General features: G+C 41.8%; 14 protein-coding genes and 1 pseudogene. 10 read left to right on the forward strand and 5 right to left on the reverse strand.

The window, feature by feature from the left end; genetic code table 11:
* The first annotated feature begins 44 nt into the window (after positions 1-44).
* Entirely contained in the window at positions 45-1,034 is a 990-nt protein-coding gene (gene arsS, locus H6G28_RS04920) for an arsenosugar biosynthesis radical SAM (seleno)protein ArsS (protein ID WP_190589693.1), read from the forward strand.
* A gap of 271 nt (positions 1,035-1,305) precedes the next feature.
* Here the strand turns inward: arsS and H6G28_RS04925 are convergent, their stop codons facing one another.
* Both H6G28_RS04925 and ftsH read right to left on the reverse strand, forming a co-directional pair.
* Entirely contained in the window at positions 1,306-1,872 is a 567-nt protein-coding gene (locus tag H6G28_RS04925; protein WP_190669352.1) for a Uma2 family endonuclease, read from the reverse strand.
* Positions 1,873-2,043: 171 nt separating this feature from the next.
* On the reverse strand, positions 2,044-4,005 hold the full coding sequence (ftsH, locus tag H6G28_RS04930) for an ATP-dependent zinc metalloprotease FtsH (RefSeq protein WP_277883219.1): 1,962 nt from the start codon (positions 4,003-4,005) through the stop codon (positions 2,044-2,046).
* 190 nt (positions 4,006-4,195) lie between these two features.
* Between ftsH and H6G28_RS04935 the strand changes: the two genes are divergently transcribed.
* A complete protein-coding gene (locus H6G28_RS04935) occupies positions 4,196-4,378 on the forward strand; it encodes a hypothetical protein (protein WP_190669354.1) in 183 nt (60 codons plus the stop codon).
* Between the two features lie 274 nt (positions 4,379-4,652).
* The gene (locus H6G28_RS04940) at positions 4,653-5,198 is read left to right on the forward strand and encodes an NADPH-dependent FMN reductase (protein ID WP_190589690.1); all 546 of its coding nucleotides are present in this window, start codon (positions 4,653-4,655) and stop codon (positions 5,196-5,198) included.
* Between the two features lie 30 nt (positions 5,199-5,228).
* Here the strand turns inward: H6G28_RS04940 and H6G28_RS04945 are convergent, their stop codons facing one another.
* Positions 5,229-6,155, reverse strand: coding sequence for a 1-aminocyclopropane-1-carboxylate deaminase/D-cysteine desulfhydrase (locus H6G28_RS04945; protein ID WP_190669356.1), 927 nt, complete (start codon positions 6,153-6,155; stop codon positions 5,229-5,231).
* A gap of 157 nt (positions 6,156-6,312) precedes the next feature.
* Complete coding sequence (locus H6G28_RS04950; protein WP_190589688.1) at positions 6,313-7,305, reverse strand: AraC family transcriptional regulator; 993 nt, start codon at positions 7,303-7,305, stop codon at positions 6,313-6,315.
* A 262-nt stretch (positions 7,306-7,567) separates the two neighbouring features.
* On the opposite strand from H6G28_RS04950, the gene H6G28_RS37280 reads away from it, so the two are divergent.
* The 7 genes and pseudogenes from H6G28_RS37280 (at position 7,568) to H6G28_RS04980 (ending at position 14,196) form a co-directional block, all read left to right on the forward strand.
* A complete protein-coding gene (locus tag H6G28_RS37280; RefSeq protein WP_277883220.1) occupies positions 7,568-7,693 on the forward strand; it encodes a hypothetical protein in 126 nt (41 codons plus the stop codon).
* Between the two features lie 64 nt (positions 7,694-7,757).
* Positions 7,758-8,114 carry a cyclophilin-like fold protein gene (locus H6G28_RS04955; protein WP_242054451.1) on the forward strand — a complete coding sequence of 119 codons (357 nt, stop codon included), beginning with the start codon at positions 7,758-7,760 and terminating at the stop codon, positions 8,112-8,114.
* A 64-nt stretch (positions 8,115-8,178) separates the two neighbouring features.
* On the forward strand, positions 8,179-9,270 hold the full coding sequence (locus H6G28_RS04960; RefSeq protein WP_190669361.1) for an alpha/beta hydrolase: 1,092 nt from the start codon (positions 8,179-8,181) through the stop codon (positions 9,268-9,270).
* A 41-nt stretch (positions 9,271-9,311) separates the two neighbouring features.
* Positions 9,312-9,428, forward strand: a pseudogene (locus tag H6G28_RS37600) (SDR family NAD(P)-dependent oxidoreductase); the annotation flags it as partial.
* Between the two features lie 603 nt (positions 9,429-10,031).
* Positions 10,032-11,762, forward strand: coding sequence for a diflavin flavoprotein (locus tag H6G28_RS04970; protein WP_190669362.1), 1,731 nt, complete (start codon positions 10,032-10,034; stop codon positions 11,760-11,762).
* 94 nt (positions 11,763-11,856) lie between these two features.
* The gene (locus H6G28_RS04975) at positions 11,857-12,342 is read left to right on the forward strand and encodes a phosphate-starvation-inducible PsiE family protein (protein ID WP_190589682.1); all 486 of its coding nucleotides are present in this window, start codon (positions 11,857-11,859) and stop codon (positions 12,340-12,342) included.
* Positions 12,343-12,459: 117 nt separating this feature from the next.
* On the forward strand, positions 12,460-14,196 hold the full coding sequence (locus tag H6G28_RS04980; RefSeq protein ID WP_190669364.1) for a diflavin flavoprotein: 1,737 nt from the start codon (positions 12,460-12,462) through the stop codon (positions 14,194-14,196).
* A 170-nt stretch (positions 14,197-14,366) separates the two neighbouring features.
* Here H6G28_RS04980 and H6G28_RS04985 read toward each other — a convergent pair whose 3' ends face one another.
* Positions 14,367-14,777, reverse strand: a complete 411-nt coding sequence (locus H6G28_RS04985) for a hypothetical protein (RefSeq protein ID WP_190589680.1) — start codon at positions 14,775-14,777, stop codon at positions 14,367-14,369.
* Between the last annotated feature and the right edge of the window lie 14 nt (positions 14,778-14,791).

Raw genomic sequence — 14,791 nt, forward strand, 5'->3', positions numbered from 1 at the left:
CTGTTAGCTGTATTTTTTCTAGTTTAAATTAGGAATATCAACTCATGCAAACTACCTCAAAATGTACTACCTTTAACCAGAAATTAAATACACCATTAACTAAAAAGCCAATTACTGTTTTGCAAATTAACCTGGGTAAACGTTGCAACCTTGCTTGCAACCATTGTCATGTTGAAGCCAGCCCAAAACGTACAGAAGAACTGTCTCCAGAAATTTGCACACAGTTAATTGAATTAATCCATAAATTTCCCGAAATTGAAATTGTTGATTTGACTGGTGGCGCACCAGAAATGAATTATGGATTTAAATTATTAGTAGAAGCTGCTAGAGCAACTAATAAACAAGTAATCGTCCGCTCTAACTTGACTATTTACTTTGTCGAAGGCTTTGGTGATTTACCAGAATATTTTGCCCAAAATCAAGTGAGAATAGTTGCGTCTCTGCCTTGTTATTTAGCCGATAATGTTGATAAAATGCGCGGCGCTGGTGTTTTTGATGATTCTATCAAAGCTTTGCAGTGGCTGAACCGCGTTGGCTATGGTCATGAACCTAACTTAATTTTAGATTTAGTTTACAATCCCCAGTTACCTACAGGGGAAAAATTTGCTTTAGCACCTGAACAACAGCAGTTGGAGCAAGATTATAAAAAATTTCTAACAGATAATTTTAATATTCAATTTAATAATTTATTTACAATTACAAATCTACCAGTTGGTAGAACTAAGCTGTATTTAGAGCGTAAACAACTCTACATCCCCTATCTCCAATTTTTAGAATCCCATTTTAACGTCGGTACTGTTGAGTATTTAATGTGTCGAAATGAACTTTCGATTGATTATTTAGGAAATGTATATGATTGTGATTTCAACCAAATGATGAATCTACCCGCCAAAAATACCAACGGGGAAAACTTAACAGTAGCTAAATTGTTAGCAGCTAGTAATTTAGACTTAATTTCTGAAGTCCAAACAGCCGCCTATTGCTATGGCTGTACAGCAGGGAGTGGTTCTAGCTGTGGTGGAGCTTTAGTTTAAAATTAACTACAGAAAGCATAAAAAACCTAAGAATTTAGGTTTATGTCATCAAACGATAATCTTGCTGCAAATTTTATTAAGTATGGGTCAATAATCTTCTGATGGGTTATATGATGAGATCAGTTAAGTCTCCTCACACCACACTATAAAACCGTAGAAATTATATTTTTCTACGGTTTTTATTTTGTCTCAAAAGGGTATAGCCTAAATTCATCCTAAGTTGCTTTCAGAAATAGTATTTCTACTCCCACCCAAAGTGGAGGCTTTGAAGCTAAAACAGTTTGCTGATAATACAGCTAAATCCTGATAACAAAGGACTAGTTAATTCATCTTGACTGTATAACGTGGCGACAAGTTTTAAAACTCCCTTTTCTCGTCGGTATACTTCCACCTTCTGCTCCCGACGGTCAAAAATCCAATATTCCAAGACTCCTTGTACTGAATATAACTTGAGTTTTGCTTGGCGATCGCGTTTCTCATTCTTGTCACCATCAGACAACACCTCCACTACCAATTCTGGTGCGGCTGTCAAATGTCCAGCTTCATCTAAAACTTTCGCTAGGCGCTCATGACTTGCCCAAACTACATCAGGAATCACATTATCTGCATCCGCAAAAATAATCCCTGGAGTAATTGCTACTTCTCCCAGCCCACTTTCCTCTGACCAAAGCTTCAGCACTGTGCCGATGTTAATACAAATTGCTTGATGCTTCCAGTGCGGCGCTCTTGTCACAAATAATTCCCCATCAATGATTTCATAGCGATGATTGCGATCGCTCTCAAAGAGTGCTAAATCTGCTATTGTCCATCGCACTTGACTGACTGGTGTGCTGTTCATCAAAATTTTCCAGCAGATAATTATTTAACAGTTCCCAGTGACCAGTGACCAGTTATCAGTTTCTTTTACACCTGGGTTGAAGTCCCCCACCCATTAGTGGAGTGCGTTGGCGGCGGGTTTAAATCCCCCACCATACGCCTAGTAACTGATAGCTGATAACTGATAACTGATTTAATTAGGTACAGCCATTGTCGCCTCATCAGCTATTGGTTGACTTTGATATTCAGCGACAATTTGACGGAATTGTTCTCCTTCAATGGTCTCTTGTTCAATCAAAATCTCTACTAAATGGTCAACTAATGTGCGGTTTTCTTGAATCAGGCGTTTTGCGGTGTCGTAGGATTGATTGACAATTTCCCGCACTTTGCGATCAATTTGGGCGGCAATTTCCTCAGAATATTCGGATTTGTTCATCCAATCACGCCCCAAAAATACCTCACTATTGGGCGCTTCTAAGCAAAATTGCCCAATTTCGGACATACCATACTGTGTGACCATCTGCCGGGCTATGGCTGTCGCTAATTCTAATTTACGGTTTTCGCGCATTCCACCAGTGACTTCTGGTAAACCAAAAATTACTTCTTCGGCGGCTCTACCAGCCAATCTAGCGGTAATTCTGGCTAATAGCTGCGATCGCGACATGAGAAAATGTTCTTCGTCTGGAGTGAACCAAGTTAAACCCCGTGACTGTCCGCGCGGAATCAAAGAGACTTTTTGCACTGGGTCATGGTCTTTAAGCAAGGTGCCAACGATGGCGTAACCAATTTCGTGATAAGCAATTAAGCGTTTGACTTTGCTATCTACTAAGGGTGTACCTTCCATCCCCGCTACTACGCGGTCAACTGCATCATTAATTTCTAAGATGGTGATGGCATCTTTGCGCCTTCTGGCGGTGAGAATGGCGGCTTCGTTGAGTAAGTTGGCTAAATCTGCACCTGTAAAACCCGGTGTCCGCCGGGCGATCGCTTCTAATGACACACTCTCATCAATTTTCTTATTCCGGGCATGAACTTGCAAGATTTCTAATCGCCCTTTTAAATCTGGCGCATCGACAATTACTTGTCTATCAAAACGTCCAGGACGTAACAAGGCTGCGTCTAAAACATCAGGACGGTTGGTAGCCGCAATAATAATGATGCCTGTATTACCTTCAAAACCATCCATTTCGGTCAGCAACTGGTTGAGAGTTTGTTCCCTCTCATCGTTACCGCCACCAATACCCGCACCCCGTTGTCTACCTACCGCGTCGATTTCATCAATAAATATCAAACAAGGGGCATTTTCTTTGGCTTTTTTAAACAAGTCCCGCACACGAGAAGCACCGACACCGACGAACATTTCCACAAATTCCGAGCCGGAAATGCTAAAAAATGGTACGCCCGCTTCCCCGGCGATCGCTTTTGCCAGTAATGTTTTACCTGTACCTGGCGGCCCGACTAACAACACGCCTTTAGGAATGCGTGCGCCGACAGCCGTAAATCTTTCTGGCTGCTTCAAAAAGGTGACAACTTCTTGGAGTTCTTCTTTGGCTTCTTCTACACCTGCCACATCGTCAAATTTTACCCCTGTTTTGGCTTCCATTTGGAAACGCGCTCTGGATTTGCCAAAGTTCATCGCTTGGTTAGAAGCATTGGTGGAGCGACGCAAAAACAGTAACATTAATGCTACTAGTGGCAAAATCCACATCAAGTTGATTAACAACCCAACCGCAGCCCGACTGTTAGCAGAAGAAACTTCCCCAAACTCGACGTTTTTGGCTTTGAGTTTATTAATTAACTCTGTATTTTGATTTAAAAGTCTGACTTGTAGCGGTGGTGTATCTGGACTCTGCCCTTGTAAATATACTTTGGCGGTTTGTTCTGTTTCGTCTAACTCAACTTTTCTAACTTCGCCTTTTTCGGTTTTTTCAATCAACTTGCCATAACTAATTTCGCGATCAGCTCTTTGTGCCAGGGCTGGTGTACCGCCCACAATATTTGGCAACATCATTAAACTGGCGATTAACGCCCCAGACCAAGCCACAGATTTTGGCGTTCGCTTTTGGCGGGTTTTGCTTAACTCTGAGTTGGCCTTAGTTGGTTTGATTATGGGCGATCGCTGTTGCATCAATGCCTGTCTCCTAAAATTTTTCATATCATTTACCCTTTTTTTGCTGGCATGAGCTTCGCGCTGATTTTATGCCTCTTTTTCTAGCAAAAATTGTAATAACTGGAAATCACGGTTTTTTATCTAGTCTAACTTCTACACCAAACTATTCCCTACTCTCTTTACCTATGCTACTCAAGGAATTTTATTTTAGTAGGATAAATTATACTCCTGGTCTGTGGGGAGTGTGGGGGGTGTGGGGAGTTTGGGAGGAGTGGGGGGTGTGGGGAGTGTGGGAGGTGTGGGGAGTGTGGGGGGTGTGGGGAGTGTGGGGGGTGTGGGAGGTGTGGGAGGTGTGGGGAGTGTGGGAGGTGTGGGGAGTTTGGGAAGTGAACCAACCTTGACTGACTATTTGCTTTAGTACAGTTTTTCGTGACTTCTCATATCTACTGCTGCGACAAATTTGACTACAAAACCATAACTCGCTAAGATAAGCATAGTCGTAATGATTATGACTTGTAATCATAAGTCTGTACAAGTAGTTCATCTCATTAATTAAAAGAAGTGGGAGTGGTCAGATCCTCGACTTCTTTAAGAAGTCGGGAATATAGCAGCCTATATAAATTGCTAAAAGCCTATAAACTCTTTCTTCATTTCAGACTTCAGACTTCTTATTTGTAATAGATGAGGAAATTATGGTAAAAATTGTTGGCATTGGTGGTAGTTTAAGACCTAAATCCTATACACAGTTGGCCTTAGAAGTTGCAGCCCAAAGATTACAAGCCATAGGTGCAGATGTAGAAATTTTGGATTTGCGACAATTACAGCTACCATTTTGCAACGGTGAAAAAGAATATCCCGAATATCCTGATGTTAAACGCTTGCGTGATAGTGTCAGTGGTGCAGATGGATTGATTTTGGCAACACCAGAGTATCACGGCGGCGTGAGTGGCGTATTGAAAAACGCTCTAGATTTAATGAGTTTTGAAGAACTATCAGGAAAAGTCACAGGACTTATTAGCGTTTTGGGAGGTCAATCTAATAGCAACGCCCTGAATGATTTACGGATAATTGTGCGCTGGGTACATGGTTGGGTGATTCCAGAACAAATCGCCATCGGCCAAGCCTGGGGTGCTTTTAACCCAGAAGGTAAGTTATTAGATGAAAAACTTTCCCAAAGATTTGATGATTTTGCTCAAAGTTTAGTTGATAGCACTCGCAAACTCAAAGGCATCAATTAAATTTGTAGTGTGGGCAAATATTTGCCCACACTACTGGCTCAATCTTTTTTGTATACCTAAATTGCCTTGTAAACCACCAGTGTGAATTAGGAGAATGCGATCGCCTTTACTAAAAAACCCCTGTTGTAATAAATCCATCACGCCATAAAACATCTTGGCAGTGTATACATAATCTAAAGGTATACCGTGGATTTGCTGAAATTGTTTGCTAAACTTTAGTAATTCATCGTTAACTTTGGCATAACCGCCGAAGTGATAATCACAAATTAATTCCCACGCACCCACAGATTTATTTGATATCGGTAAATCAGCCGCCAGATAATTCTGCAATAGCATTTCGATTTCTTGTTGCAGAAATCCACCATTTTTGAGAACAGGAAAAGCAATTGCTTTTTGTTGTGGAGTGAGAGAAAGTAAAATCCCGGCAAAAGTAGTACCCGTCCCACAAGCAACGCAAACAATATCAAAATTTTTTGCTTGTTGGAGAATTTCTGTACAGCCAAGCACACCATTTAAATTACATCCACCTTCAGGAATAATAAACACTTCACCGTAACGTTCTTGGAGTTCTGCTTGTAATTCTGAAGAATTGCGTTGTTTATAACTATTGCGACTCATGTAGACAAGCTGCATCCCCTGTTCTACAGCAAAACTCAACGTCGGATTTAGTGGTAGCGTTTCTTCACCGCGAATGACACCGATTGTCTGCAAACCAAATAACTTACCTGCGGCGGCGGTGGCAAAAATGTGATTTGAATAAGCACCGCCAAATGTTAACAGTGTGGTGAAATTTCTGGCTTTTGCCTCTAACAAGTTGTATTTCAGCTTATACCACTTATTACCGTTAACCCAAGGGTGCATCATATCAAGACGTAGTACCGATATTTCCACACCAGCACTTTCGATGATATCGCTATGAATTTGTTGTGTCGGTGGAGGAAGAAAGATTGAGGACATGAAGAACTATAAGACACAAGAACATTTAAATGTTTTAATGATTTCTGGCAAGATGGCGGGTATCTTGAGGAAGTTGTATTTCACTAGTACAGGTCGGCGTAAATAAACAGACCATAAGAAATTGCTAAAAAGCTTGTGGTATTAATGTTCTTTCTTTTTACTTTTGCCTTGTTGAACTAACATTCTCCCTCACAGTTTCTCGCAATCGCTCCACATCGCGCATTGGTGGTGCGCCAAACAGCCGCTTATACTCCCGGTTGAAGTGCGACGCATCATCATAACCCACAAGGTAAGCTGCACTGGTAGCGTCTAGGTTTTCCGCCAGCATTAGACGGCGAGCCTCTTGGAGTCGTAGTTGCTTCTGGAACTGCAAGGGACTCATAGCGGTGACAGCCTTGAAGTGATGGTGAAAGCCGGAAACACTCATTCCCAAATCTCGTGCGATGCTTTCAATCTTGATCGGCTCCTTAAAGTCTTTACGAAGTCGCTCGACGGCTCTGGCGATGTTGTGGGTGTAGCCTCCCAGAACAGCAATATGACGGAGCCTATTACCTTGTTCGCCCATCAGGAGCCGATAAACGATTTCCCGCTTAATCAGTGGTGCAAGAACATGAGCTTCAGCTGGGGAATCTAAAAGTCTGACAAGCCGCACCACAGCGTCCAACAGATTTGCATCCAATGGACTGACATCGATCGCTTTCACATCAGCACGGCTACGAGATGAGCCATACCCAGCCTCAACCATAACTGAGCTAACGAGAGTGGGGTCGAGGTCGAGGCGGAGGCTCAGGTGCGGTTTTTCCTTGGATGCTTCCAGAATTTGACTGACAATCGGCAGTTCCACCGTAGCCAGCAGATAATGTATCGGGTCATATAAATAGCGATCGCACCCCAAAAGCACTTCTTTACTGCCTTGGGCAATTACACAAAAGGCAGGAACAGAAAGACCATGAGTACATTCCCCAGGGGCGGAGGAGCGTTTGAAGTGCAATCCTGTCAGTGGCTCAATCATCCCATCCTGATGAATAGCCTGGGCAATCCGCTCAGTCAGTTCGTCTCTGTTGGCTTGCGCTCTATCTGCCTCACGCTTTGCCTGGGAGTCGTTGATTAAATCTAGATCAGACTTTTCTCTAGTTTTGGCAGCGTTCATTTCTAAGTTTGCAGAATTGTACAACGATTTTAGACGATTGTTCTATTGCTTGCCTTTGAGGATTCTTACAATAAAGCTAAAGCAATGAAAAACGATTCCGACTTTTTGTCAACATTCTAGATTTTTATTCAAGATAAAACTCAGTTTTTATGGGGCAATAGACTTTTTACTGGCAAGGCTCATCTTGTTTTTTAAATAATCTCATCTCCACTGTCATAGAGGAGGCAATAAATGTTGAATCTCTACGATTGGGATCAGCAGTATGGAGGAGTATCTGAATGCTTTTGAAATGGTTTCCCATCAAGGGGAAAAACTACCAACAGAAAATGCTGATTTTGGTTCTCGCCCTGGTGATGTCCCTGAGTTACTCAGCCTGTCGTGCCGATAACAGTATGACTAGCAGTGCCTCATCAAAGATGCCGACTGAAATATCAACCAAGCAGGCAGACAGTATGAAGATCAACATCAAGGTTAAAGACAAAGTAATTACAGCTACTTTGATCAACAGCAAAACCACTCAAGATTTTGTTTCCCTACTGCCATTAACGCTGACTTTGGAAGATTACGCGAAAACCGAAAAAATCAGTTATCTGTCAAGAAAATTATCTACAGAAGATGCACCCCCAGGCAGTGATCCGGCTGTTGGAGATATTGCTTATTACGCTCCTTGGGGGAATTTGGCGATGTTTTATCAAGATTCTGGATACGCCAACGGACTAATTATCCTCGGAAAAATGGATGGTGACATCGACGCATTTAATGTCTCTGGCTCTGTAAAAGTGACAATCGAGCTTGGGCGATCGCAATAAATAAATCTGCTGGGTTCTGCAACTCAGAACATTTCGCCTCGTACCCACATATATGGAGAACTCAATGAAATACCTCGTTCTCATACCAACCGTCTTGATTGGTGCAATCTACGCAACGGTGGCATTTTCCCTCGACAAAACACAAGTCTCCCATAAAATTTCCCAAGCATCCGTAAAGCAGTCCACTATCGTCGAGGGGGCGGACAACTTCTACAAGAGCGACAAGGTAACTATGCAGAAAGTTACTTTCAAAAACCAATACAACATGAAGGTTGCGGGAAATCTCTTCATTCCCAAAGCCTTGAATCGGAACACTAAGAATTCCGCAATCATTGTCGGACACCCAATGGGCGCAGTCAAAGAACAAAGTGCAAACCTGTATGCCCAAAAATTAGCTGAACAAGGATTCGTCACCTTGTCCCTCGATTTGTCCTTCTGGGGCGAGAGTGAAGGGCAGCCCCGCAACGTTGTTTCGCCGGATATTTATGCCGAAGATTTCAGTGCGGCGGTAGATTTTCTAGGTACTCAGTCATTCGTTGACAGGAACAGAATCGGCGTGCTGGGGATTTGCGGTAGCGGGAGTTTTGCCATCAGTGCTGCCAAAATCGACCCGCGCTTGAAGGCCATTGCAACGGTCAGTATGTACGATATGGGTGCAGCCAACCGTAACGGTTTGAGAAATTCTACAACCCTCGAACAGAGAAAGAAAGCGATCGCACAGGCGGCGGAACAACGCTATACGGAGTTTACGGGCGGCGAAACCAAATATACAAGCGGAACTGTACATGAACTGAATGAGAACTCCACCCCTATTGAGCGTGAGTTTTATGACTTCTACCGCACTCCCAGAGGCGAGTACACCCCCAAAGGTTCATCCCCGAAACTGACAACTCACCCGACACTTACCAGCAACGTCAAATTCATGAATTTCTACCCGTTCAACGACATTGAGACGATTTCGCCTCGTCCTATGCTGTTCATCACGGGGGCAGATGCACATTCCAGGGAGTTCAGCGAAGATGCTTACAAACGCGCCGCCGAGCCAAAGGATCTTTACATCGTTCCCAACGCGGGACACGTCGATTTGTATGACCGAGTAAATCTGATTCCGTGGGAAAAACTTACATCCTTTTTCCATCAGCATCTCAGCAGTTGACACACTCCCCCATTTAAAAAAGCAATAAAAAAAGGAAGAAGATGATTAAAGACAAAGTTGTAATTATTACTGGCGCATCATCAGGGATTGGTGAAGCAAGTGCGAAATTGCTTGCCAGCAAAGGAGCTAAAGTTGTATTGGGTGCGCGACGTGAGCAGCTACCGAGCGATCGCGCAGCGTCTCCGTCAGGAGAAGTCGAGGTAAGTCGAGGCGCTACTTTAATTTTATTAAACCGCCAAGTCGCCAAGAAATCGTAGAGTCTGCGTAAGTTTTAATGCTATGGGACTAATATTTGATTTCTGAAATGTACGTAGGATGTGTTCTCGGCGAGAGTACGGCATCTACCGCAAAGTTTTCGGTGCGTTACGGCTTACGCCTAACACACCCTACTTGCGTGTCTAGCCTTAAATGTTGCATTAAAAAACCTATTTTATCCGCGTTTATCCGCGTTCATCTGCGGTTAATTTTATACTTTATAATGCACTATTTTAGTCTAGACAGTCCACTACACATACTGAGATTTTTTCAGAAATCGAATTGGATTCCTATATTAAATACCTTACTTCTATCAGAAGTTGGGTATTTTTTCATTCAAAACTAATGATACACATTGATATAAATCAATGGTAAACAAAATTGAGCCATGAATAAAACTTACTAATGAGTGTCTTTAGAAATTGGCATTTTACTAATTGAAGATAACAGTCCAACATAATAGTAAGCAGATTCACTCCAGATAAATTGATTTTTGGAGAAACCCAATGGTTGCACTTACAGAAAATACTTCAATTCTTGCTAATCCATCACGTTTAACTATCCAAACTATTAAAATAGCCACTCAAACTACTGCAATTCGTTGCCTTGATTGGGATAGAGAACGTTTTGATGTTGAATTTGGTTTACGCAACGGAACAACATATAATTCTTTTTTAATTCAAGGTGAAAAAATTGCTTTAGTTGATACTTCTCATCGCAAATTTGAGCAACTGTATCTAGAAATATTAACGGGATTAATTGAGCCAACCAAGATAGATTATTTAGTTATTAGTCACACAGAACCCGACCATAGTGGACTAGTCAGAGATATCTTGCAATTAGCACCAGATATTACGGTTGTGGGTGCAAAGGTGGCGATTCAATTTTTAGAGAATATGGTTCACCAGCCATTTAAATCGATTACGGTTAAAAGTGGCGATCGCTTAGATTTAGGTAATGGTCATGAATTAGAATTTATCTCAGCGCCTAACTTGCATTGGCCGGATACAATCTTTACTTATGACCACAAAACAGGTATTCTCTTTACCTGTGATGTGTTTGGAATGCACTACTGTGATGACCATACCTTTGATGAAAATTTAGCAATCATTGAAGAAGATTTTCATTATTACTATGATTGCTTAATGGGGCCAAATGCTCGCTCAGTTTTGGCAGCATTAAAACGCATTGAAAAATTAGAAATATTTACAATTGCCACAGGTCACGGGCCATTATTAAAGCATCACATTTCTGAATGGCTAGACCGCTATCAAAATTGGAGCTTAGAACAAACGAAAACTGAGCAATTTGTTGCTTTATGCTACACAGAAGATTACGGTGATAGCGAAACGATCGCACGTTACATTGCACATGGCATTACCAGAACTGGAGTAGTAGTTGAGTTAATTCCTCTGAATAACACTGAACCGCAAGAAATTCGGGAATTAGTTTCACAAGCTGCGGGTTTAGTCATTGGAATGCCACCCCAATCTGCTACACTTGCCCAAACAGCATTGAGTACAATATTAGCTGCGGCTCATCATAAACAAGCAATTGGTTTATTTGAGTCGGGTGGTGGGGAAGATGAACCAGTTTATCCATTGCGTAACAAGTTTCAAGAAATTGGCTTAACTGAAGCTTTTCCACCAATTTTAATTAAAGAAACTCCCACCAGAGTGACAGAACAATTGTGTGATGAAGCGGGAACAGATATCGGACTTTGGTTAAACCGCGATCGCGCCATCAAACAAATCAAATCCATCAACACTGATTTAGAAAAAGCTCTCGGACGCATTAGCACAGGCTTATATATCATCACCGCCAAAAAAGCAGAAATTCAAAGCGCCATGTTTGCGTCTTGGGTGACACAAGCCAGCGCCAGTCCGTTTGGTGTAGCTATTGCTGTGGCGAAAGAACGCGCCATTGAATCCTTAATGCACGTAGGCGATCGCTTTGTGTTAAACGTCCTGGAAGAAGGGAAGTACCAAGGCTATATGAAACACTTCCTCAAGCGTTTCCCTCCTGGTGGCGATCGCTTTGCTGGCGTGAAAACCTATCCTGCGGCTAATGATTGTCCAATTCTGGCTGACGCTTTAGCTTACATGGAATGTGAAATCACCAGCCGCATGGATTGTGGTGATCATTGGGTGATTTACAGCACTGTGAAAACTGGAAGAGTCGCAAACATCAACGGACTCACCGCCGTTCATCACCGCAAAATTGGTAATCACTACTAAATCAAGTCAAAAGTAAAAAGGTAAAAGGCAAAAGTATAAAGAAAAGATTCTTTTACCTTTTTACTTAATTAATACCCACTCCACAAAAGAAGTCATGTATAAGCCTGTTGATAATAACCCAATTACTACCTACGAACTCAATCGGGGTCGCATTGTTCGCAGTCTAGAACTTATTCAAGATGTAATTGTAATTTCTCTATGTATTGGCTTATTTAGCTTCATGGTGATTCAGGTAAGAGATATGTTTCTCTCCTTACTTCCCCCTCTGAATTTCCAAGTTGTTACCGCCGATATTTTATTTCTGCTGATTTTGGTTGAGTTGTTCCGACTGCTGATTATTTACTTACAAGAACAACGCATATCTATTGGGGTAGCAGTAGAAGTTTCGATTGTTTCTGCCTTGCGAGAAGTGATTGTTAAAGGCGTACTTGAAACTAATTGGACTCAAGTTTTAGCGACTTGTGCATTCTTATTAGTTCTAGGAATATTATTAGTCTTGCGAGTTTGGCTACCCCCAACCTTTGAAGGCATTGATCCAGAACAACAAGTATCACAACGCTACAAACAAATGCACAAATAAAAAGGAAAAAGGCAAGAAAAAGGGTTTGTTGTAAATAGTAAATTCATTTACACCATGCTGTACTAAAAACTTTAAAAGATAAATTTTCAGACTCCAGACTTTTTTTAAGAGGTTATTATGTCTACTGCTACTATCACACCCAGCCGTCCTAGAGATGTCCAGGTTGCTGAAATTGGACAAAATACAATTATTTTGCGATCGCGCACATGGGACAGACTAAAATTTGAGGTTGAATATTCCCGCCAAAAAGGCACTACAGCCAACTCTTATCTAATTCAAGCTGATAAAAAAGCTGTAATTGACCCGCCTGGTGAATCGTTTACCGAAATCTACATTCACGAATTAACACAACATTTAGATTTAGCAACCTTAGATTACATCATTCTCCACCACGTCAACCCCAACCGCCGCGCTACCCTGAAAGTATTGCTATCTCATGCACCACAAGCAACAATAATTTGTTCTCGTCCGGCGGTTAATGCTTTAAAATCCACCTTTCCCGAATTAGAGTCACACATTCAAGCAGTACGTTCAGAAGATACTTTAGATTTGGGACAAGGCCATTTGTTGTCATTCGTGACTGTACCGACTCCCCGTTGGGCAGATGGACTCTGTACTTATGATTCTGCCAGTAAAATTCTGTATACAGACAAATTTTTTGGCGCACATATCTGCGAAGACACCTTTTTTGACGAAGACTGGAAAAAATTAGACGCAGAACGCCGTTACTATTTTGAATGTCTTCATGCACCCCAAGCTAAACAAGTCGAAGTTGCTTTAGATAAATTGGCTACATTAGGTGCAAGATATTATGCACCAGCACATGGCCCGGTTGTGCGTTACAGTTTGAGCCGCTTTACTTATGATTACCGCCAATGGTGTCAAGGGCAGAAAGCTCAGGAATTTAGCGTTGCCTTATTATATGCTTCCGCTTATGGGAATACGGCAATTGTAGCGAATGCGATCGCTCAAGGATTAATTCAAAACGGCATTAATGTAGAATCAATTGACTGCGAACTAGTAGACACAGCCGAAATTACTCGCATTATCGAAGCCTGCGACGGCTTTATTATCGGTTCCCCCACTTTAGGCGGTCATGCACCCACCCAAATTCAAACAGCCTTGGGGATAATTTTATCAACAGCCACCAAAACAAAATTAGCAGGTGTCTTTGGTTCCTACGGTTGGAGTGGTGAAGCCATTGATTTATTAGAAAGCAAACTCACAGATGCAAATTATCGCTTAGGTTTTGAAACCATTAGAGTGCGCTTTAGTCCCACGGCTGAGACTCTGCAACAGTGTAAAGATGCAGGTGCTACTTTTGCTCAAACCTTGAAAAAAACCAAAAAACTGCGTGTTCCCCGCCAAGCCGTTACAGAAGCACAAGTAGACCGCACAGAACAAGCCGTCGGGAGAATAATTGGGTCTTTGTGCGTTGTAACAACTCGTGACCAAAACAGTCACAAAGGAATTTTAACTTCTTGGGTATCACAAGCCACCTTTAACCCACCCGGAATTATGATTGCCATTTCTCCAGAACAAAATGCTGACTTAATGCGTCATCCCGGTGATAAATTTGTGTTAAATATTCTCAAAGAAGGTAGAAATGTGCGCCGCTATTTTTCCCGCCAAAGCACTTCCGGCGATAACCCATTTGCGAATCTTTCTACCCAAACTGCTACTAATGGTTGTTTGGTTCTTGATGACGCATTAGCCTATTTAGAATGCACAGTCCAAAATCAACTCGAATGTGGCGATCGATGGCTGATTTATGCTGTTGTAGATAAAGGTGAAATGTTAACTAATGATGGCATAACCGCGATTGAACATCGCAAGTCTGGTAGTTTTTATTAATCAAAACCTAATTAACGTCCTGTGTAACTTTCTTTTAAACCTAACCCCCAACCCCTTCCCTACGAGGGAAAGGGCGCAAGACTCAAAGCCTCTCCCCGAAGCGGGGAGAGGTTTGGAGAGGGGTTTTTAGTATCTTTCATGACTTTCCAAACATCCTCTGAGGGTTTTATTTAATTGAGATCATTGCGATTAGGTTTGGGTAATTGCAGTACTTCAGAAAAACGAGAATATTTAACCATATCCGTAGGTGGATAATCTGCCGAGACTGCAATTAACCCTACTTTGATATCCTCGAAATAAATCACACCTCCAATCCGCCGTTCAACAAAGAAAGCTCCATGAAATAAATGATGTTCGGCAATATAAATTAAGAAAAGGTCAGTAATCTTGATTTCTCTGCCAAACATTTGCTGACAAGTTTTGCTAATAACATTATCGAGGTATTGATTATAAGCAGGCTCACCCAAATCAGTAAATTCTGGATGATCTGCAAAATTATCCATATAAAATACCCAGATATTGGATAAGTCTGCTTCATCAGTCAGTTTTTGTTTGAGTGTCTGCCATTGATCGTTTTTCATAGTATAGATATTAA

The organism is Nostoc sp. FACHB-190 (genome assembly GCF_014696905.1).
Lineage (GTDB): Bacteria > Cyanobacteriota > Cyanobacteriia > Cyanobacteriales > Nostocaceae > Nostoc_B.

Excerpts from the sequence above, each read along its gene's own strand:
- arsS (WP_190589693.1), top strand. The coding sequence starts at position 45 with ATGCAAACTACCTCAAAATGTACTACCTTTAACCAGAAATTAAATACA.
- H6G28_RS04925 (WP_190669352.1), bottom strand. The coding sequence starts at position 1,872 with ATGAACAGCACACCAGTCAGTCAAGTGCGATGGACAATAGCAGATTTA.
- ftsH (WP_277883219.1), bottom strand. The coding sequence starts at position 4,005 with ATGAAAAATTTTAGGAGACAGGCATTGATGCAACAGCGATCGCCCATA.
- H6G28_RS04940 (WP_190589690.1), top strand. The coding sequence starts at position 4,653 with ATGGTAAAAATTGTTGGCATTGGTGGTAGTTTAAGACCTAAATCCTAT.
- H6G28_RS04945 (WP_190669356.1), bottom strand. The coding sequence starts at position 6,155 with ATGTCCTCAATCTTTCTTCCTCCACCGACACAACAAATTCATAGCGAT.
- H6G28_RS04950 (WP_190589688.1), bottom strand. The coding sequence starts at position 7,305 with ATGAACGCTGCCAAAACTAGAGAAAAGTCTGATCTAGATTTAATCAAC.
- H6G28_RS37280 (WP_277883220.1), top strand. The coding sequence starts at position 7,568 with ATGGAGGAGTATCTGAATGCTTTTGAAATGGTTTCCCATCAAGGGGAA.
- H6G28_RS04955 (WP_242054451.1), top strand. The coding sequence starts at position 7,758 with ATGAAGATCAACATCAAGGTTAAAGACAAAGTAATTACAGCTACTTTG.
- H6G28_RS04960 (WP_190669361.1), top strand. The coding sequence starts at position 8,179 with ATGAAATACCTCGTTCTCATACCAACCGTCTTGATTGGTGCAATCTAC.
- H6G28_RS04970 (WP_190669362.1), top strand. The coding sequence starts at position 10,032 with ATGGTTGCACTTACAGAAAATACTTCAATTCTTGCTAATCCATCACGT.
- H6G28_RS04975 (WP_190589682.1), top strand. The coding sequence starts at position 11,857 with ATGTATAAGCCTGTTGATAATAACCCAATTACTACCTACGAACTCAAT.
- H6G28_RS04980 (WP_190669364.1), top strand. The coding sequence starts at position 12,460 with ATGTCTACTGCTACTATCACACCCAGCCGTCCTAGAGATGTCCAGGTT.
- H6G28_RS04985 (WP_190589680.1), bottom strand. The coding sequence starts at position 14,777 with ATGAAAAACGATCAATGGCAGACACTCAAACAAAAACTGACTGATGAA.